The 18,147-nt window shown below is 63.3% G+C and carries 14 protein-coding genes, 1 other RNA gene and 1 pseudogene; 4 read left to right on the top strand and 12 right to left on the bottom strand.

The annotated features are described in order from the left end of the window. Nucleotides 1-4: 4 nt before the first annotated feature. The 6 genes from NKI46_RS29240 to mraZ are packed head-to-tail and all read right to left on the bottom strand — an operon-like array spanning nt 5 to nt 6,566. On the bottom strand, nt 5-1,438 hold the full coding sequence (locus tag NKI46_RS29240) for a UDP-N-acetylmuramoylalanyl-D-glutamyl-2,6-diaminopimelate--D-alanyl-D-alanine ligase (RefSeq protein ID WP_023682139.1): 1,434 nt from the start codon (nt 1,436-1,438) through the stop codon (nt 5-7). Further along, nucleotides 1,435-2,889, bottom strand: a complete 1,455-nt coding sequence (locus tag NKI46_RS29245) for a UDP-N-acetylmuramoyl-L-alanyl-D-glutamate--2,6-diaminopimelate ligase (protein WP_352749287.1) — start codon at nt 2,887-2,889, stop codon at nt 1,435-1,437. The genes NKI46_RS29240 and NKI46_RS29245 overlap by 4 nt, the downstream gene beginning before the upstream one ends. 54 nt (nt 2,890-2,943) lie before the next feature. Then, nucleotides 2,944-4,668: a peptidoglycan D,D-transpeptidase FtsI family protein gene (locus NKI46_RS29250; RefSeq protein WP_023829244.1), complete on the bottom strand. Its 1,725-nt coding sequence runs from the start codon at nt 4,666-4,668 to the stop codon at nt 2,944-2,946. 14 nt (nt 4,669-4,682) lie between these two features. Further along, on the bottom strand, nt 4,683-5,075 hold the full coding sequence (ftsL, locus tag NKI46_RS29255) for a cell division protein FtsL (protein WP_352749290.1): 393 nt from the start codon (nt 5,073-5,075) through the stop codon (nt 4,683-4,685). 4 nt (nt 5,076-5,079) lie between these two features. Then, nucleotides 5,080-6,096, bottom strand: coding sequence for a 16S rRNA (cytosine(1402)-N(4))-methyltransferase RsmH (rsmH, locus tag NKI46_RS29260; RefSeq protein ID WP_352749293.1), 1,017 nt, complete (start codon nt 6,094-6,096; stop codon nt 5,080-5,082). Further along, nucleotides 6,093-6,566 (bottom strand): division/cell wall cluster transcriptional repressor MraZ, encoded by a 474-nt coding sequence (gene mraZ, locus NKI46_RS29265; protein ID WP_023682144.1) that lies wholly within the window; start codon nt 6,564-6,566, stop codon nt 6,093-6,095. Before mraZ ends, rsmH begins: the two co-directional genes overlap by 4 nt. A gap of 402 nt (nt 6,567-6,968) precedes the next feature. Here mraZ and NKI46_RS29270 point away from each other — a divergent pair, with 402 nt between their 5' ends. After that, nucleotides 6,969-8,084 (top strand): cystathionine gamma-lyase, encoded by a 1,116-nt coding sequence (locus NKI46_RS29270; RefSeq protein WP_352749296.1) that lies wholly within the window; start codon nt 6,969-6,971, stop codon nt 8,082-8,084. Nucleotides 8,085-8,169: 85 nt separating this feature from the next. On the opposite strand, the pseudogene NKI46_RS29275 reads toward NKI46_RS29270, so the two are convergent. The 6 genes and pseudogenes from NKI46_RS29275 to NKI46_RS29300 form a co-directional block, all read right to left on the bottom strand. Next, nucleotides 8,170-8,529, bottom strand: a pseudogene (locus NKI46_RS29275) (type II toxin-antitoxin system ParD family antitoxin). A 178-nt stretch (nt 8,530-8,707) separates the two neighbouring features. Then, nucleotides 8,708-9,104, bottom strand: an RNA gene (gene rnpB, locus NKI46_RS29280) — RNase P RNA component class A. A gap of 50 nt (nt 9,105-9,154) precedes the next feature. Beyond that, nucleotides 9,155-9,859 (bottom strand): lytic transglycosylase domain-containing protein, encoded by a 705-nt coding sequence (locus NKI46_RS29285; protein WP_023739866.1) that lies wholly within the window; start codon nt 9,857-9,859, stop codon nt 9,155-9,157. 184 nt (nt 9,860-10,043) lie between these two features. Next, on the bottom strand, nt 10,044-10,811 hold the full coding sequence (locus NKI46_RS29290) for an N-acetylmuramoyl-L-alanine amidase (RefSeq protein ID WP_023739867.1): 768 nt from the start codon (nt 10,809-10,811) through the stop codon (nt 10,044-10,046). Beyond that, the gene (locus NKI46_RS29295) at nt 10,808-11,527 is read right to left on the bottom strand and encodes a J domain-containing protein (RefSeq protein ID WP_023739868.1); all 720 of its coding nucleotides are present in this window, start codon (nt 11,525-11,527) and stop codon (nt 10,808-10,810) included. Before NKI46_RS29295 ends, NKI46_RS29290 begins: the two co-directional genes overlap by 4 nt. 207 nt (nt 11,528-11,734) lie before the next feature. Beyond that, complete coding sequence (locus tag NKI46_RS29300) at nt 11,735-11,932, bottom strand: hypothetical protein (protein WP_023729355.1); 198 nt, start codon at nt 11,930-11,932, stop codon at nt 11,735-11,737. Nucleotides 11,933-12,109: 177 nt separating this feature from the next. On the opposite strand from NKI46_RS29300, the gene NKI46_RS29305 reads away from it, so the two are divergent. The 3 genes from NKI46_RS29305 to NKI46_RS29315 are packed head-to-tail and all read left to right on the top strand — an operon-like array spanning nt 12,110 to nt 18,064. Further along, nucleotides 12,110-16,069, top strand: a complete 3,960-nt coding sequence (locus tag NKI46_RS29305) for a hydantoinase B/oxoprolinase family protein (RefSeq protein ID WP_352749300.1) — start codon at nt 12,110-12,112, stop codon at nt 16,067-16,069. Nucleotides 16,070-16,100: 31 nt separating this feature from the next. Further along, complete coding sequence (locus NKI46_RS29310; protein WP_031244262.1) at nt 16,101-17,399, top strand: BtaA family protein; 1,299 nt, start codon at nt 16,101-16,103, stop codon at nt 17,397-17,399. Then, nucleotides 17,396-18,064 (top strand): class I SAM-dependent methyltransferase, encoded by a 669-nt coding sequence (locus NKI46_RS29315; RefSeq protein ID WP_502896849.1) that lies wholly within the window; start codon nt 17,396-17,398, stop codon nt 18,062-18,064. The genes NKI46_RS29310 and NKI46_RS29315 overlap by 4 nt, the downstream gene beginning before the upstream one ends. Nucleotides 18,065-18,147: the final 83 nt, after the last annotated feature.

Consider the following 18,147-nt stretch of genomic DNA (forward strand, 5'->3'; position numbering starts at 1 on the left):
CGGACTAGTTCTGTTTCGTGCCTGCGGCTTCCGCCGGATATTTGCCGAGCAAGGCCTCGACCAGCTTTGAAAAGCCGATGCCTTTCGACGATTTGATCATCACCACGTCGCCGGCCTTCAGCGTCGACAACAGCAGCGGCTTCAATTCCTCGGCGCCGGCGCGGTATTCCGTTTTGATCTCGTCGGGCAGGATGTCTGCCAGCGCCCGCATTTCCGGACCGCCGAGAAAGACCGTGTTTGTGCCGGTGCCGACGATCAACTCGGCAAGGGCTGCATGGAGCTTGGCCGAATGGTCGCCGAGCTCGAGCATGTCGCCGAGCACGGCGATGCGCCGGCCCTCGCCCGTGACAGGCGTCGCGTTGAGCAGCGCCATGGCAGCAGCCATCGAGGCCGGATTGGCGTTGTAGCTCTCGTCGATCAGTGTGATCGGTCCCTTGGGGTGGCGAAGCATATGGCGCTTGCCACGGCCGCGTTCGGCGGAGAGATCGGCCAGCGCTTCCGCCACCTTTGCGATGTCAGCTTCAACGAGATGCGCCGCGCCAAGAACGGCGAGCACATTCTGCACCATGTGGCGGCCGGGCGCGCCGATCCGGGCAACGACATCCTGACCGCCGATCCTGGCGGTGATATCGGAATGATCGGCATGCAGCTCGCATTTGGTCAGCTTGTAGGTCGACCGTGTATTCTCGCCGAAGCCAAAGACATGTTCGACGCCGGCGGCCCGCGCCATCTTGTCTAGCAGCTTCCAGCGCGCATCGTCGCGGTTGAGCAAGGCCGCACCGCCGGGCTCGATGCCTTCGAAAATCTCAGCCTTGGCCTTGGCGATCTCGTCGAGATTTCTAAAGAAGCCGAGATGCGCCGCGGCAATCATCGTGACGATGGCCACATGTGGCCGGACCATCTTGACCAGCGGCCGGATCTCGCCCGGATGGTTCATGCCGATCTCGAACACCGCATAGTCGCAATCGCCGGGCATGCGCGCCAGCGTCAGCGGCACGCCCCAATGATTGTTGAAGGACTGCGCCGAGGCATGCACCGTGCCGACGGCCGACAGCACATGGCGCAGCGCCTCCTTGGTGGTGGTCTTGCCGGCCGATCCTGTCACCGCGATGATCTTTGCATTGGACCGGGCGCGTGCGGCGACGCCCAGTTTTTCGAGTGCGGCAAGCACATCCTGCACGACGATCATCGGCGCCGTCAGCCGCCCGAGCGACGGCAACTTGCCCTCAGCAACGACCAGCACGCCGGCGCCGGCCTTGATCGCCGCGGTCGCGAAGTCATGGCCGTCCATCGCCTCGCCCTTGATGGCGAAGAAGGCGTCGCCCGGCTGCAGGCTGCGGCTGTCGATCGAGATCCCCGAAATTCCCTCCGGCATCGGCCCGAGCGGCCGACCGCCCATGGCGTCGACCAGCGCCTCGGAAGTCCAGAGCACGCTCATGCGGCCCGCTCCCGCAGCGCCGAGCGGACTTCCTCGTGGTCGGAGAAGGGAAACGTCTCGGCGCCGATAGTCTGGCCCTCTTCATGGCCCTTCCCGGCAACGATCAGCGTATCGCCCGCTTTGAGCATGGCGACCGCTTCGTGGATCGCCTTGCGGCGGTCGCTGATTTCAATCGCGCGGGGCGCGGCTGCCAGGATCGCGGCACGGATCGTTTCCGGCACTTCCGAGCGCGGATTGTCGTCGGTGACGATGACGACGTCGGCCAGCCGCGTGGCGATTCCGCCCATGATCGGCCGCTTGCCCCGGTCGCGGTCGCCGCCGCAGCCGAACACGACGATGACGCGGCCGGTGGTGAACGGGCGCACCGCGGCCAGCACATTTTCCAGCGCATCCGGCTTGTGGGCATAGTCGACATAGACGGGCGCGCCATTGGCGGTGGCGCCGACAAGGTCGAGCCGTCCCGGTGCCCCCTGAAGTTTCTCCAACGCCATCAAAGCTTTGGCGACCGGCGTTCCGGTGGAAATGGCCAGCCCGGCCGAAACCAGGGCATTGGCGATCTGGAAGTCGCCGGCGAGCGGCAGGTCGATCTCGTAGAGCACGCCGTCAGCTTCGACCTCGGCGCGCTGGCGGTGGCGCTCGTGCTCGACCCGCTTCAGGCGCAGGAAATCGCCATGGCGGCCGACAGTCAGCACATTGAGCCCCGCGGCCTGCGCAGCCTGGATGGTCGGCGCCGACCACGGATCGTCGGCAAAGATGACCGCCGGCGCGCCTTTCGGCAGCAGCGTGTCGAACAGGCGCAATTTGGCGCGATGGTAGTCCTCGACCGTCGGATGATAGTCCATATGGTCGCGGCCGAGATTGGTGAAACCGCCAGCGGCGAGCTTGACGCCATCGAGACGGCGCTGGTCGAGACCATGGCTGGAAGCCTCCATCGAGGCGTGTGTGACGCCGGCCTCCGCCAATTCCTTGAGCAACTGGTGCAAAGCCACTGGATCGGGTGTGGTCAACGAACCGTAATCGTTGAGGCCCGGCGCCACCACGCCGGTGGTGCCAATGGACGCGGCGGCAAAGCCGGCCTGCTCCCAGATCTGCCTGGTGAAGGCGGCGACCGAGGTCTTGCCTGCGGTGCCGGTAACCGCGACCATGGTCTCCGGCTGGCTGCCGAAGAAACGTGCCGCGCTCAGCGCCAGCGCCAGGCGTGGGTCGTCGACGCTGAGCACCGGGACGGACAGGCCGGAAACGGCGCTGGCCTTGCCCACGACAACCGCCGCTGCGCCGCGCTTTGCCGCATCGGCGGCATAGGCCGAACCATCCGCCTTGCTGCCGGCGAGCGCGAAAAAGACCACGCCGGTCTTGACCGTGCGGGAATCCGACGAAATCCCGGTTACCTCCACATCGCGGGAAGATGTTCCCTCGACAGGCAGGATACCGGCTAAATCTCTCAGGTGCATCGAACCCCGTTTATCTCAACAAAATGGCGCGCAGTTGCCGGCGCGCCCTAAGAATCACTGATAGGAAACCAGCGTTGCGCCATTTTCATGGCTGAAATCTGGCTTCACGCCAAGCATGGCGGCTGCCCGCCTGATGATGTTTCCGGCCATGACACCCGCATTGTTGGCGGCGACGTCGGTCATCCCGGGCTTTTCCGGGTGCGGAGCGTCAGCGATCGTAAACACCAGATATTGCGGATCGTCCATCGGGAAGGCAGCGACGAAGGTGTTGAAATTCAGTTCCTTCGAGTAGCGGCCATTGATCACCTTCTCGGCGGTTCCGGTCTTGCCGCCAACGCGGTAGCCGGGGGCCCTGGCGTTTCTGGCCGAGCCCTTCTCGGCATTGAGCGTATAGAGGTAGCGCATGCCCTCCACAGTCCTTTCGCTGACCACTCTCTTGGCCACCGCCATGGCATCCTGCTCGCTGCGGACCAGGAAAGTCGGCGGGATCAGGTAGCCCTGCATCAGCGCCGCGCAGCCGACGGCCGCCTGCAGCGGCGTCGTCGACACGCCATGGCCGAAGGCGATGGTGAAGGAGTTGACCTGCTTCCAGACCTTCGGTTCGGTCGGGCGGGCGACTTCAGGCAGTTCGGTCTGCATCCTGTCCAGAAGGCCAAGGCGATGCAGGAACTCGCGGTGCCCCTCGATGCCGACCATTTCGGCCTCACGGGCCGATCCGATATTGGAGGAGTAAAGGAACACCTCCGGCAATGACAGCACGCGGTTCTTGCCATGGAAATCGTGGATCGCCTGATGGCCGACCCGGATTGGGTGCGAGGCGTCGAAACGGCTGTTCATGTTCGCCTTGCCGGAATCGAGCGCCATGGCCGAGGTGAAGCTCTTGAAGGTCGAGCCCATCTCGTAGAGGCCGGCCGACATGCGGTTCAGCCGATCCTTGTCCTGCGCATTGAAGGGATTGTTCGGATCGAAATCCGGCACCGAGGCCATCGCCACCACTTCGCCGGTCTTGATGTTGAGCACGACGGCGCCGGCGCCCATGGCGCGATAGCGCTCGAGGCCGGCGGCAATCTCGTCGCGCACCACATGCTGGACGCGCAGGTCGATCGACAGCTGAACCGGCTTCAGATCCTTGGCGATCGCAAGGCCTGAGGCCTGCAGGTCGCTCAGGCCCTGCTCGTCAATGTATTTCTCCATGCCGGAGATGCCCTGATTGTCGATGTTGGTGAGGCCGACAATGTAGGACGAGGTCACGCCGGCCGGATAGAAGCGGCGCTTTTCGGTGCGAAAGCCGATTCCGGGAATGCCGAGCTGCATGATGTCGGCCTGCTGCTTGGGCGTCAGCTGCCGCTGCAGCCAGACGAAGCCGGCGCCGCTCTTCAGCTTGTGATAGGTCTGCTCGGGGTCGATATCTGGCAGAATGGTCGACAGCTTTTCGATCGCCTCGTCGGCATCGACGATGCGGCGCGGCTCGGCAAACAGCGATGCCGTCTTGATGTCGGTCGCCAGCACCTCGCCGTTGCGGTCGACGATGTCGGGACGCGACGCCGTCACCCGGCTTTGCGGCCCATTCGACATGTCGGGGGACTGGAAACCGAGATAGACCAGCCGCCCGGCGATGGTCGAATAGATGCCGAAGAACACCGCCATCGTCATCACGATGCGGGTCTTGGCCTTGCCGCCGGTCGCCTTGCGCGCGCCTTCGACCACGATGGAGCCGTCCTCGCCGGTCCGTGCGCGGCGCTTCAGCAATTTGCCGACCGACGGAAGTTTGGCGCGCATTGGAAATCCAGCGATCATTGGACGATGGCTCCGGTGACCACGGGATCCTTGTCGGCTGGTCCTTTGCCGGAATTGTCGGCCATGCCGCCAAGCCGTTGCGACGACAGGTCCTCGATGTTGAGCGGTTTTGCCGGCAGGTCGTCGAGCCCGACGATCTGCCGCGCAATGACCGGCTCGAGTGCGAGCTGCGATTTGTAGATTTTAGCCAGCTTCTGCAGGCGCGACGGCTGGGTCAGCAGGCTCCAGTCGGCCTTGAGCAGGTCGATCGTGTCCTCCTCATAGCGGATCTGCGCCTCGATCTTCTGCACCGAAGCCAGCTGTTCCTCGGCCTCGCGCTTGGCCTTGTAGGTCAGGGCCGCGGCCGAGACCATGACGGCGATCAGGACTATGTCGCTGGTTCGAAACACGTATTCACCTCTCTCGCGGCGCCTGGATGCCGGGAAGCTTTGGAAGGCCGAAAATGGTGAGATCACCGGCGCGCGCCGGCGCCTCGGTGCGGATGGCGGTACGCAGCCTGGCCGAGCGCGCCCGCGGATTGGCAGCGACCTCGGCATCGCCTGCCGTCACGCCGCCACCAGCCTTGCGGAAGGTCGCAGTGCGCGCGTGCGCCTCGGGCAAATGACGTGAGCCGGTGGCGACCTCGGCGCGGTCGGCGATGAAGCGCTTGACGATGCGGTCTTCCAGCGAATGGAACGTCACCACCGCAAGCCGCCCGCCGGGCTTCAATACCCGCTCGGATGCCATTAGGGCTTTGGCCAATTCGCCCAGCTCGTCATTGACGAAAATGCGCAGCGCCTGGAAGACGCGGGTGGCCGGATGAATCTTGTCCTTCGGCGCGCGGCCGATATGCGTTTCGATGGCGTCGGCGAGATCGAGCGTGCGCTCGAACGGACGTTTTTCGCGGCGTGACTCGATCATGCGGGCAATGCGGCCGGCATTCCGCTCTTCGCCGAGGAAGCCGAAGATGCGGGCAAGGTCGCCTATCTTGAACGAATTGACGACGTCGGCAGCACTCAAGCCCGCCTGCGCCATGCGCATGTCGAGCGGCCCGTCGGTGCGGAACGAAAAGCCGCGCTCGGGCTGGTCGACCTGCATCGAGGAAATGCCGATGTCGAGGACAACGCCGTCGGCGCTTTCGACCTGCTCGTCCAGCGTCGAAAATGGCGCCTGCACCAGCCTTAGCCTGCCGCCGGATTGCTGTTCCAAGCCGCGCCCGGCGGCAATCGCATCGGGATCGCGATCGATCGCCACCACCGAGGCGCCGCTCGCCAGGATCGCCTTGGTGTAGCCGCCGGCGCCAAACGTGCCGTCGACGATCACATCGCCGGCTTTGGGTGAGAGCGCCTCCAGCACTTCGGCGAGGAGGACCGGAATGTGGCGGACCGGTCCGCCAACGGCGCTGAGATCATCGCCGTGATCCGCCATCATTCCGGCCGCTCCCCAGCCTTGGCCTCGTGAGCCTTCGTCCCCTGCCGAAGCTGCAAAAGCCGAGCCCGCGCCTGCGCCCCATAGGCGGCCAGCCGTCCAGGCTCCCAAACTTGAAAGAAATTGCCACGGCCGACAAAGGCCACTTCGCTCGTGATGCCCGTATGCTCGCGGATGAAATCGCTCATCGTGATGCGGCCATCCTGATCGAGCTTCAGGAACGTCCCGTCGCCATGGCAGAAGAACGACATATCGTCCGCCGTCTGCAAAAAAGGGTCTTCCAGCGCGATGCGCTGCTCGTAGCGGTCGAGCAGATCGAGCCCGCCGACATCCATCGCAGGCACGTCCAGGCCGCGCAGCGCATAGAGTTCCGAATAGCCGCGCTTCTGCACGACCGCGCGGAAATGCGCCGGAACGGAGACCCGCCCCTTCGCATCGATCCTGTTCACCGCGCTTGACAGAAACCGGTCCATGACACGCTGCAGCCGCTTCCGCCGCCGCACCCCTCTCCATGTTTTCGTCCGCGCCGAAGCGCGTCCCCTGCCGAAAATCCGCTTCGATCCCAGCGGCAAAACCCCGCAAACGCACAGCCGCCGCGGCTGCCCGATTGGCGTACGCTTTACCCTGACGCGGAACGAAGGCTTTGGTATCGAAATGGGATATCATGGGGCACTATGGGCGTCAACGGGAACAGGCTTCACAAACGCGCGCGCCACAACCGGTGAGAGCAGCTCTGACAACACTCCCGTCTTTATCTCCCATTAAGCCTAACGAACCGTTTAGAGCGGGCTGGCCCAAGCGGAAGCGGCTTGCCGCGCATCACTGCCGCGAATAGCGTCGTCAGTCTTTTCGCTGAGCAACAAGGTCAGAAATCCATGTCCGAAACAGCCAGGTCCCGCGCGGCCTCCCTTGCCCATCTGAGTCGCGACGGACTTGCCAAAGGCGACCCCATCCCATTGCCGCTGACCATGGCCGCTATTTTCCACAACCCGGGCGACGGCGCCGGCTACAGTCAGTACGGCCGTTACAGCAACGCCACCTGGGATGCAGTCGAGCACATGCTGGCGCATCTCGAAGACGCGCCATGCGTCGGCTTCCCCTCAGGAATGGCGGCAATCTCGGCGGTGTTTTTCGGCCTGTTGAAATCCGGCGACCGCGTGCTTTTGCCTTCGGACGGCTACCATGCCACACGCGCGCTGGCCGAACGTTTCCTCAAGCCCTTCGGCGTCGCCTATGATCTGCGGCCGACAGCTACATTCCTCGACGGCGGCTTCGACGGCTACCGCCTTGTCTACGTTGAAACCCCGTCAAATCCGCGATTGGACATTTGCGACATCACAGCCGTCACCGAGGCCGCGCACCAAGCGGGCGCGATCGTCGTCGTCGACAACACCACGATGACGCCGTTCGGCCAGCGTCCGCTCGATCTCGGCGCCGACATCGTCGTTGCTGCCGACACCAAGGCGGCCAACGGGCATTCCGACGTGCTGTTCGGCCATGTCGCCTGCCGCAATCCAGATATCATCGCGGCCGTCACCGGCTGGCGCGAGACCGCGGGCGGCATTCCCGGCCCGTTCGAGGCTTGGCTGGTGCATCGCGGCCTGGAGACGCTGGACGTACGCTTCGACCGCATGTGTTCTTCTGCCGAGGTGATCGTGACGCGCCTGAAAGACCATCGCGCCGTTAGCGGCTTGCGCTACCCCGGGCTGGAGGGCGACCCGTCGCACAACCTTGCCCGGGCGCAGATGGAGCGCTTCGGCTTCCTCGTGTCCTTCGAACTCGCTTCCCAGGAGAAGGCCGAGGATTTCATCAACAACTGCACGCTGATGCAGGCGGCAACGTCGTTCGGGGGTGTCCACACCTCCGCCGAGCGGCGGGCCAAGCGAGGAGATTCGGTTCCGCCCGGCTTCGTGCGCCTGTCGGTGGGCTGCGAGCCGGTGGAAGAACTCTGGCAGGCGATCGAGGCATCGCTGGACAAGATCGGCATCTGAGGCGGCTTGCCCCTTCTCCCCGTCACTGTACGGGGAGAAGGTCCCGGCAGGGGGATGAGGGGCAGCGTCAACCTCTGAAGCGATCTCACTTCTTCGAGTCCCTTGCCTCAGTCACTGCGGCATATTTGGCTTGCAAGCGCTTCATGAACAGATGTCCGTCTATCCTCCCGCTCTCAAGGTCGTCAGACAACCTGTCCTTACGTGCTTCGGCTTTGATCTCGTCCATCGACGCAAATCGTCCCGGTCCGCTGTCGATCCCCTCCTGAATCAGCCTGCGCAATTCCTCGACCGTGTAGCCGAGAAGATCGCGGCGGTCTTTTCATTGCCGCAGTGCGTCACGGATCACTTCGCTGGCCGAGGCATATTCGCCGGCGGCCACGACGTCGTCGACCGCCCCCGCCAGTTCCGGCGAAAGCGCGATGCTGCGTTTGTCGACATGACCCATGGCGTGCTCCTGATCAAACCACGACGATCATGGTACGATTAATCGTACCAGCTTCAAGAATGCGTTTGTCTCGACCCACCCGGTGCAGTTGATTCAATCGCTCAAGCACCTGAATCGTCAGCTGCGCCCGAAGGCGCAGACTGCTGATCCCAAAGGATTAATCGCGATATGGGGAGAAATTGCCAGCTGGCCTGTAAGCCGGGTTTTGTATGGCCCTCGCCCCTTTCGGGGCGAGAACGTGGCGGCCATTCATCTTGGGCGCATGTTGCCATGCGCCTCACGCAACCTACCCGGACGGTGAGCCGGAAACAGCCCTGAAGGTTTCCCCTCGCACCGTCCCTATTCGGTCTTGCTCCCGGTGGGGTTTACCGTGCCGCTCCTGTTGCCAGTCGCGCGGTGGGCTCTTACCCCACCCTTTCACCCTTGCCCCGATAAATCGTGGCGGTTTGCTTTCTGTGGCACTTTCCCTGGGGTCGCCCCCGCCGGCCATTAACCGGCACCGTGTTTCCATGGAGCCCGGACTTTCCTCACCCGCAGCCTTTCGGCTTTGCGGGTGCGGCCGCCCGGCCAGCTGGCAGAGCGTATAAAGGGGTTCACGTTCCAAAACGCAAATGAAAAAGCAGACTTATGCCGGCGATCCCAATGCCGCCAACTGCACCTTGACCTTGCCGCAATAGGCCGCCGACACCGGGTTCATCCTCGTCGCGGCATGGCCGGCATTGTATTTCAGGATCGTGCCGCAGGTGGTGCCGCCGCCGAGATTGCGCGCCATGGCAAGGTACTTCATGCCGTATTTGATGTTGGTGTCGGGATCGAACAGACCCTTGGCGGAGCCGCTATACCCCATCATCCGCGCCGTTGCCGGCTTGATCTGCATCAGGCCGATTTCACCCGCGCTGCCGACGATGTTCGGCCGGTAGTTGCTCTCGATCTTGATGACCGCCTGGGCCAGCGACACCGGCACGCCTTCGGCCGCAGCATAGCGGGCAATGATTGCCGAATACTGGCCGCCAAGCGCGGCTGCCGCAGTCGACTCCGCAGCGGTGCTTGGGCGGATCGATGCGGTCGTCGTCAGGTCGACGCTCTTCCTGTTGCGCTTAAAATGCCTCTTGGCCGTGGCTTTTCTGGCTTTCACCACGGCTGCTTTGCGCCCTTTCGCGGTGATTGCCCTTTTTGCTGTTGGGTTTGCCTTCGTCATGGTGGCTTTGGCGGGTGCGGCGATGAAGCCCTGGTCCGCCCTCTGGCTCAGTGGTGCGGCATCGGCCGTGCTGAAGGCAAAAGTCATTACGCCGGCAGCAATAGCTGCCGTTACAACGGTCAATTTCTGCATGTGGTCCCGTTCTGTTTGGCCGCGCGAAGATCTTCACGCAGCAACGCCTAATCAATATCGGAGCATCCGGGGGGCTGGAGGTCCGATAACTTGCACGAACCGCCTTTGAGGGCGGAATTTGTGTCGAACAAGGCGAGGCAATTCACTTTCAGTGACAGGCTGTAACTTGAATATCAGAAAAAGATTATTTAGAGGCAACTGACGTAAGGGAAGTCAGCAGGCTTTGCAGCGTGCTAGACGTAGAGCCGTCGGCGACACCATCCACCAGGCGCGGTCGGAAATGCCGCTGAAAAGCTTCGACGACGATTTCGGTCTGGCGGTCGAAGACACCTGATATCTCAACGCCATAGCCATAGAGCGCCAGCATCGACTGCAGTGTCTCGACCTCGGCGCCGGTATCGCCGGCTTTCAGCACCGCGCCGCGCCGGACCGGCGCCGCAGGCACGAGATGGCCGACCCCGGCCGCAAACAGCGCATTCCAGGGGAATTTCTCGCCCGGGTCGATCTTGCGCCCCGGCGCGATGTCGGAATGGGCAAGCACCCTTTGCGCCGTAATGGAATGGCGTTCGATGATACCAAGGCAAAGCCCGATCACCGCTTCCACCTGCCGCTTGGGAAAGGCCGAATAGCCGAGCGAATGGCCGGGATTGACGATTTCGATGCCGACCGAACAGGAGTTGATGTCGCGACGACCGAACCAGGAACTTGCACCGGCATGCCAGGCGCGGTCGCTTTCGCGCACCATCTGGATGATGCGGCCATCCTCATGGACGAGGTAGTGCGACGAGACTTCGCTTTTGGGGTTGCACAACCAGGCTTCCGCGGCAGCACCCGTCGCCATGCCGGTATAGTGCAGCACGATCATATCGGGCCTGAGCGTTTCGCGCCGCGGGCCGAAATTCGGCGATACCCTGACCTCCGCGCTTGGCTCGTCGGGCGAGAAGCCGGTCATGCGTGCCTGAGGCCCCGCTCGATCATTTCATAGGCCGCGTTGATAGCCGCGACCCTGGTCGTTGCAATCTTGATGAATTCCTGCGGCAGGCCGCGCGCGATCAGGCGGTCCGGATGATTGTCGGAGACCAGCTTGCGGTACCGCTTCCTGACCTCCTCGAACGGCTTGCCGCGCTCAATGCCGAGCACGATATAGGGATCGCCGGCCCCGAGATTGACGTGCCTGGCCAGGATGGCTTCGTAGTGCACCTCGTCGATGCGAAAAATCTCGGCAATACGGTGCAGGAAAACGCCTTCGCGCTCATGCACCAGCCCGTCCGCCTTGGCGATGTGGAACAGACCGTCGAGTATGTCTTCCAGCATGACGCAGTTCGAATGGCCCGAGCCGCACATCTGCGCCATACTCTCGGCATAGGTCTCGAACCCGGCGACGTCGCGCTTGGCCAGATCGTAAAGCCGCGCCACATTGCGGGTCTGTTCTCGCGGCACCTCAAATATTTCCTGGAACGCGCGAACCTCGTCCTGGGTGACGATGCCATCGGCCTTGGCCATCTTGGCTGACAGCGCAATCATTGCCACAGAGAAGGCGACGCGCCGGCGCAGATCGGCGTCACCGGAGAAAACCGTGCGCACGGCCTCGACCACATCGGCTACACCGGACGTGGCTGAAGATGAAACGCGGTTGATGAAGTCGCCGAGGCGATCCCAAATTGACATGAGCGCTTATTAGGGCCGCCGGCCATTGCTATCAAGCCAAGACAGCGCCGCAGAGTGGATCGATTTACGCAAGCAACGACGCGCCAGATCCCAAACCGTAGGAAAGAGCCGGTTCAAGGCCCTTGAGCCCCGAATCGACCTAAACGCAGGAAGGCCGGCGCGAAGCCGGCCTCCTCTCTCGTCACGTCAAAGTGACCGGGACTGCTGCTACTGCGCGGGGGCAGGAGCAGGTGTTGCCGGAGCCGGTTCTGCAGGCTTCGGTGCATCCGGCGTCGCCGGCTTCATGGGCTCGGCGGCTGGCGGATTGGTGCTCTGGGTGGTGGTGTTATCCGTAGCGCTGTCGCTGCAGGCGGCAACGCCGAACAGGGCCAGGGCGGAAACGGAAGCAAGAATGAGCTTTTTCATGACATCTCTCCTTCAACACACGCTCACGTTGCGGTGAACGGTCGAAGGCAAAATGCATCAAACGGCCATGAGTTTCGTAACGTTGCGTTTCCTGATGTAACATCCGCGCACTACCGATTGCGGGCCGGGCGATGCCGAACTAACAGTCTGGACCCAAATGAAATGCCGGAGTTCTGCGTGGACAAGAAATGGGATTTTTGGATCGACCGCGGCGGCACCTTCACCGACGTGATCGGACGTGATCCGCAAGGCGGTTTGCATCCCAGGAAATTCCTGTCGGAAAATCCCGAAGCCTATCCCGACGCCGCCATAGCCGGCATCCGCGAGCTTCTGGGGCTGAAATCCGGCACCGCTATTCCTCCGGGCCTGGTCGGTGACGTCAAGATGGGTACCACCGTTGCCACGAATGCGCTGCTGGAGCGCAAGGGCGACCGTGTGCTTTTGCTCATCACCAAGGGCTTTCGCGATGCGCTGAAGATCGCCTATCAGGCGCGACCAGACATCTTCGCCAAGGAGATCATCCTTCCCGAACAGCTCTACGAGCGAGTCATCGAGATCGACGAGCGTGTGCGCGCCAATGGCGAGGTCGAGCGCCTGCTCGACATCGCCGCCTGCCGGCCCGCCATCGAACAGGCGAAGGCCGACGGCATCGATGCGGTGGCCATCGTCTTCATGCATGCCTGGAAATATCCCGACCACGAGAAGGCGGTGGCGAAAGTCTGCCGCAAGATCGGGTTCAGCCAAGTCTCGGTCAGCCATGAAGTCTCGCCACTGATCAAACTGGTCGGCCGCGGCGACACCACCGTAGTCGATGCCTATCTGTCGCCGATCCTGTCGCGCTATGTGCAAAGAGTAGCGGGAGAACTGGGCGCGACGCCAATCTCCCCACTTCTGGAGGGTGAGGAGCGGTCGGCCAAAGGCCGAGAAAAAGCCAACGATTTGGCTTTTTCAGCGACGAACGCCCGGAGCCATAGCGAAGGGCAGTCCGCAAAGCGGCCAGAGGGGGTCCTCTCGGAAGGCACCGCCAATGCGCTGAGCCCGGTCGATCCAACCCCACCCGGCGGCTCCGCCGCCACCCTCCCCTCGAGGGGGAGGGAAAACCCTCGCCTGATGTTCATGATGTCGTCGGGCGGGCTCACCGCCGCCGACATGTTTCAGGGCAAGGACGCGCTGCTGTCCGGCCCGGCCGGCGGTGTCGTCGGCATGGTCGAAACGGCGAAACTCGCCGGTTTCGAGAAAGTCATCGGCTTCGATATGGGCGGCACCTCCACCGATGTCGCCCATTTTGACGGCGAGTATGAGCGCGCCTTCGACACCGAGGTCGCCGGCGTGCGCATCCGCGCGCCGATGATGCGCATCCATACCGTCGCTGCCGGCGGCGGCTCGATCCTGCACTACGAAGCCGGCCGTTTCCGCGCCGGGCCGGATTCCGCCGGCGCCAATCCCGGCCCCGCCGCCTACCGGCGCGGCGGCCCGCTGGCCGTCACCGACGCCAATGTCATGCTGGGCAAGCTGCAGCCCGATTTCTTCCCGGCGATTTTCGGACCCGGCCAGGACCAGCCGCTGGACGTCGCCGCCGTGCATAAAAAATTCGCTGCGCTCGCCGCCGAAATCGGCGATGGCCGCACGCCGGAAGCCGTCGCCGAAGGCTTCGTCACAATCGCAGTGGAAAACATGGCAAACGCCATCAAGAAGATCTCCGTGCAGCGCGGCTACGATGTCACCGAATATCTCTTGAACTGTTTTGGCGGCGCCGGCGGCCAGCATGCCTGCCTGGTTGCCGACGCGCTCGGCATGGAGGCGGTACTGATCCACCCCTTCTCCGGTCTGCTCTCAGCCTATGGTATCGGCCTGTCGTCGGTTTTCGCGTCACGCCAGCAGGCACTCCTGAAGCCGCTTGCCGAAGAATCCAGGACCGAGATCGGCAGCCTCATCGGCACGTTGAAAAAAGCCGTCATCGCCGAATTGGCAGCGCAAGGCATCGCCGAGGACAAGATTGCGGCAAAGCCGGTGCTGCACATCCGCTATGACGGCACGGACACCACGCTGCCGGTGAATTTCGAAGGCGACTCGATCTTCCAGGCCAGGCGCGATTTCGAAGTGGCCCACAAGGCGCAGTTCGGGTTCGTCTATGATGACAAGCCGATGATCGTCGAGACCGTTGGCGTGGAAGGCGCCGAGATCGTCGAGACCACGGCCGAAGCCGTTGCGCCCGCCGGACCGGCAATGGTTGAAGCGGGTGCGTCGGGAACGCGGCGCATCTACACCGAGGGCCGCTGGCATGAGGCCGGCATCCATCGCCGCGAAAACCTGCGCCCATCCAATCTGGTCCCAGGCCCCGCTTTGATCATCGAGCCGAACCAGACCATCGTCGTGGAGCCGGGCTGGCAGGCCGAAATCACCAACCTCAATCACGTCGTCATTCGCCGCACGGAACGGAAAGTTCGCACGGCTGCCCTCGGTACCGAAGCCGATCCGGTGATGCTGGAGGTCTTCAACAACCTCTTCATGTCGATCGCCGAGCAGATGGGCGTCACGCTGCAGAACACCGCCTATTCCGTCAACATCAAGGAAAGGCTGGACTTTTCCTGCGCCGTCTTCGACCGTCATGGAGCGCTGGTCGCCAACGCGCCGCACATGCCGGTGCATCTCGGCTCCATGGACCGCTCGGTCGAAACCATCATCCGGCTGAACTCCGGCGACATCCATCCCGGCGACGTCTTTGCGCTGAACGCCCCCTACAATGGCGGCACGCATCTGCCTGATATCACCGTGGTGACGCCGGTGTTTTCCCTCCCCCTTGAGGGGAGGGTGGCCGCGCAGCGGCCGGGTGGGGTCCTCTCAGAAGGCACCACAAGAGCGTCGAGCACTGCCGCAACGACCTCCTCCGGCGGCTCCGCCGCCACCTCCCCCTCAAGGGGGGAGGAAGTAATCTTCTACGTAGCCTCGCGCGGCCACCATGCCGATATTGGCGGCACGGCACCGGGCTCGATGACGCCGCTTGCCACCACGGTCGACGAGGAAGGCGTGCTGTTCGACAATTTCCGCGTTGTCGATCGTGGAAAATTCCGCGAGACGGAGCTGCACACGCTGCTCACCGACCACGCCTATCCTGCCCGCAACCCACACCAGAACATCGCCGACCTCAAGGCGCAGATCGCCGCGAATGAAAAGGGCGTGGCGGAACTGCGCAAGATGGTCGCCCATTTCGGCCTCGACGTCGTCGAAGCCTATATGGGCCATGTCCAGGACAACGCCGCCGAAAGCGTGCGCCGCGTGCTGGAGCGGCTGCCAGATAGTTCCGAGTACGAATACCCGACCGACACTGGCCAGGTGATCAAGGTGAAGATTACCGTCGATCGGCAAAAGCGCGAGGCGACCGTGGACTTCACCGGAACGTCGAAGGTCGAGAAGAACAATTTCAATGCGCCCGAGCCCGTCGCCCGCGCAGCCGTGCTCTATGCCTTCCGTGTCATGGTCGAGGACATGATCCCGATGAATGCCGGCTGCCTGCGGCCGATCAACATCATCATCCCCGACGGCTCGATGCTGAAGCCCGCCTACCCCGCCGCCGTCGTCGCCGGCAATGTCGAGACCTCGCAGCATGTCACAAACGCCCTGTTCGGCGCCATGGGAGCCATGGCCAATGCGCAAGGCACGATGAACAACCTGACCTTCGGCAACAAGCAGTACCAGTATTACGAGACCATCTGCTCCGGCTCGCCGGCAGGCCGGATGAACTCCGGCCGCGGCTTTGCCGGCACATCCGGCGTCCACACCCACATGACCAATTCGCGCCTCACCGATCCGGAAGTGCTGGAACTGCGGTTTCCCGTCATGCTCGAGGATTTCCACATCCGCGAAGGTTCCGGCGGCAAAGGCAAATGGAGCGCCGGCGACGGCACCAGGCGCACCATCCGCTTCCTCGAAAAGATGGAATGCGCCATCCTGTCCTCGCACCGCAACCGCCCGCCGCAAGGCCTCGATGGCGGCGGTGACGGCGAGGTCGGCTCGACCAAGGTCCGCCGCCAGGACGGCAGCGTCGAGACGCTGAAGGCCTGCGACCAGACCGTGCTCGACGCCGGCGACGCCGTCATCCTGACGACGCCGACACCGGGGGGATTTGGCAAGGCCTGAACTCGCGTCAACAGGCTGTCACCCGCCTGTCATGCCCCTGAGTTACCCGCTTGCGGCAAAGCAAATGGGGAATCACTTTGCCATGACGGACGTCTCCTCGGATCTCGTTTTTCGCCGCGGCAAGGAAGTTGGAAAAGCCGTCTACCAGAACCGCCCGCTTTCGCAGGCCGGCCTTTCCGAACGACTGTTTGCGCTGCTGTTTTCCGGCCTTGTCTATCCGCAGATCTGGGAAGACCCTGAAGTCGACATGGAGGCCATGCAGCTTGGCCAGGGCCACCGCCTCGTCACCATAGCGTCGGGCGGCTGCAACATCCTCGCCTACCTCACCCGCTCGCCTGAACGCGTCGATGCGGTCGACCTCAACGCCGCCCACATCGCCTTGAACCGGATGAAGCTGGAGGCGGTGCGGCATCTGCCCTCGCAGGGCGATCTGTTCCGTTTCTTCGGCGCCGCCGACACCAACCACAATTCGCAAGCCTATGACCGCTTCATCGCGCCGCATCTCGACCCGGTCAGCCGCCACTATTGGGAGCGTCGCAGCTGGCGCGGCCGCCGGCGCATCACCGTCTTCGACCGCAATTTCTACCAGACCGGCCTGCTCGGCCTGTTCATCGCCATGGGCCACCGCATCGCCAAATTCTTCGGCGTCGATCCCGCCGGTCTCATGGCGTCGAAGAGCCTCGCCGACCAGCGCCGCTTCTTCACCGAAGAGCTGGCGCCGGTCTTCGACAAGAAGCTGTTGCGCTGGGCTACCTCGCGCAAGGCTTCGCTGTTCGGCCTCGGCATTCCGCCGGCGCAGTACGATTCGCTGATCACCTCGGGCGATGGTTCGATGGCCAGCGTGCTGAAGGCCCGGCTGGAAAAGCTCGCTTGCGATTTTCCGCTGAAGAACAACTACTTCGCCTGGCAAGCCTTCGCCCGTCGCTATCCCAATCCGGGTGAGGCCGCCCTGCCCGCCTATCTAGAAGAGGCCAACTACAAGGCGATCCGCAACAATGTCGATCGCGTCGGCATCCACCACGCCAATCTGATCGAATTTCTGGCCGGCAAGGACGCAGGCACCGTCGACCGTTTCGTCCTGCTCGACGCGCAGGACTGGATGACGAACGACCAGCTCAATGCCCTTTGGTCGGAGATCACCCGCACCGCCTCGGTCGGCGCCCGAGTCATCTTCCGTACCGCCGCCGAGCCCAGCCTGCTGCCGGGCCGCGTCTCGATCTCGCTGCTCGACCAGTGGACCTACGAGGACGAGGCCTCGCGCGACTGTTTGGCCCGCGACCGCTCGGCCATCTATGGCGGCTTCCACCTCTATGTGAAGCGCGCGGCGTGAGCGCGAGCGAGCTGCCGGCCGACCATGCCGAACTGATGGACGGCGTCTATCGCTGGCAACGCCATATCTACGACCTGACCCGCAAATACTATCTGCTTGGCCGCGACCAGATGATATCCGGGCTGGATGTGCCGGCGAATGGCAGAGTGCTCGAACTTGGCTGCGGCACCGGCCGCAACATCGCGCTTGTAGCCCGCCACTATCCCGACGCCCGCCTCTACGGCCTCGACATCTCGGCCGAGATGCTGGAGACCGCCGGTAAGGCGATCGGCCGCGAAGGCCTGTCCGGCCGCGTCGTGCTGGCGCGCGGCGACGCCACCGATTTCGACGCCAAGACGCTGTTCGGCGTCGAGCGCTTGGACCGCATCTTCGTGTCCTATTCGCTGTCGATGATCCCCGGTTGGGAAAAGACGGTTTCAGCAGCCCTTGCGGCACTCGCGCCCGGCGGCTCGCTGCATGTCGTCGATTTCGGCCAGCAGGAAGGCTTGCCCAACTGGTTCCGGACATTGCTGCGCGGCTGGCTCAAGAAATTCCATGTCACGCCACGTGAGTCATTGCGCGAAGTCTTGGAATCGGAATCTCGGCGAACCGGCGCAAGCTTCCGTTTCCGCACGCTTTACCGCGGCTATACCTGGCTGGCGGTCGTCAAGATCGCGCACTCTTAGAGTCCGTTTTGAAATTCACGGATGAGCGTTTCGGCGGATGAGATTGCCGCCCATAGCGACAAGGATCATGGCTTGCGAGACGT

The sequence above is a fragment of the Mesorhizobium sp. M0615 genome (assembly GCF_040320805.1).
Classification (GTDB): domain Bacteria; phylum Pseudomonadota; class Alphaproteobacteria; order Rhizobiales; family Rhizobiaceae; genus Mesorhizobium.

Bases quoted from the DNA above. Each gene is read 5' to 3' on its own strand.
- NKI46_RS29290 (WP_023739867.1), bottom strand. From the start codon at position 10,811: ATGACCGGCTTCTCGCCCGACGAGCCAAGCGCGGAGGTCAGGGTATCG.
- NKI46_RS29245 (WP_352749287.1), bottom strand. From the start codon at position 2,889: ATGCACCTGAGAGATTTAGCCGGTATCCTGCCTGTCGAGGGAACATCT.
- NKI46_RS29270 (WP_352749296.1), top strand. From the start codon at position 6,969: ATGTCCGAAACAGCCAGGTCCCGCGCGGCCTCCCTTGCCCATCTGAGT.
- NKI46_RS29300 (WP_023729355.1), bottom strand. From the start codon at position 11,932: ATGAAAAAGCTCATTCTTGCTTCCGTTTCCGCCCTGGCCCTGTTCGGC.
- rsmH (WP_352749293.1), bottom strand. From the start codon at position 6,096: ATGATGGCGGATCACGGCGATGATCTCAGCGCCGTTGGCGGACCGGTC.
- NKI46_RS29310 (WP_031244262.1), top strand. From the start codon at position 16,101: ATGCCCCTGAGTTACCCGCTTGCGGCAAAGCAAATGGGGAATCACTTT.
- NKI46_RS29295 (WP_023739868.1), bottom strand. From the start codon at position 11,527: ATGTCAATTTGGGATCGCCTCGGCGACTTCATCAACCGCGTTTCATCT.
- NKI46_RS29285 (WP_023739866.1), bottom strand. From the start codon at position 9,859: ATGCAGAAATTGACCGTTGTAACGGCAGCTATTGCTGCCGGCGTAATG.
- NKI46_RS29250 (WP_023829244.1), bottom strand. From the start codon at position 4,668: ATGCGCGCCAAACTTCCGTCGGTCGGCAAATTGCTGAAGCGCCGCGCA.
- NKI46_RS29240 (WP_023682139.1), bottom strand. From the start codon at position 1,438: ATGAGCGTGCTCTGGACTTCCGAGGCGCTGGTCGACGCCATGGGCGGT.
- mraZ (WP_023682144.1), bottom strand. From the start codon at position 6,566: ATGGACCGGTTTCTGTCAAGCGCGGTGAACAGGATCGATGCGAAGGGG.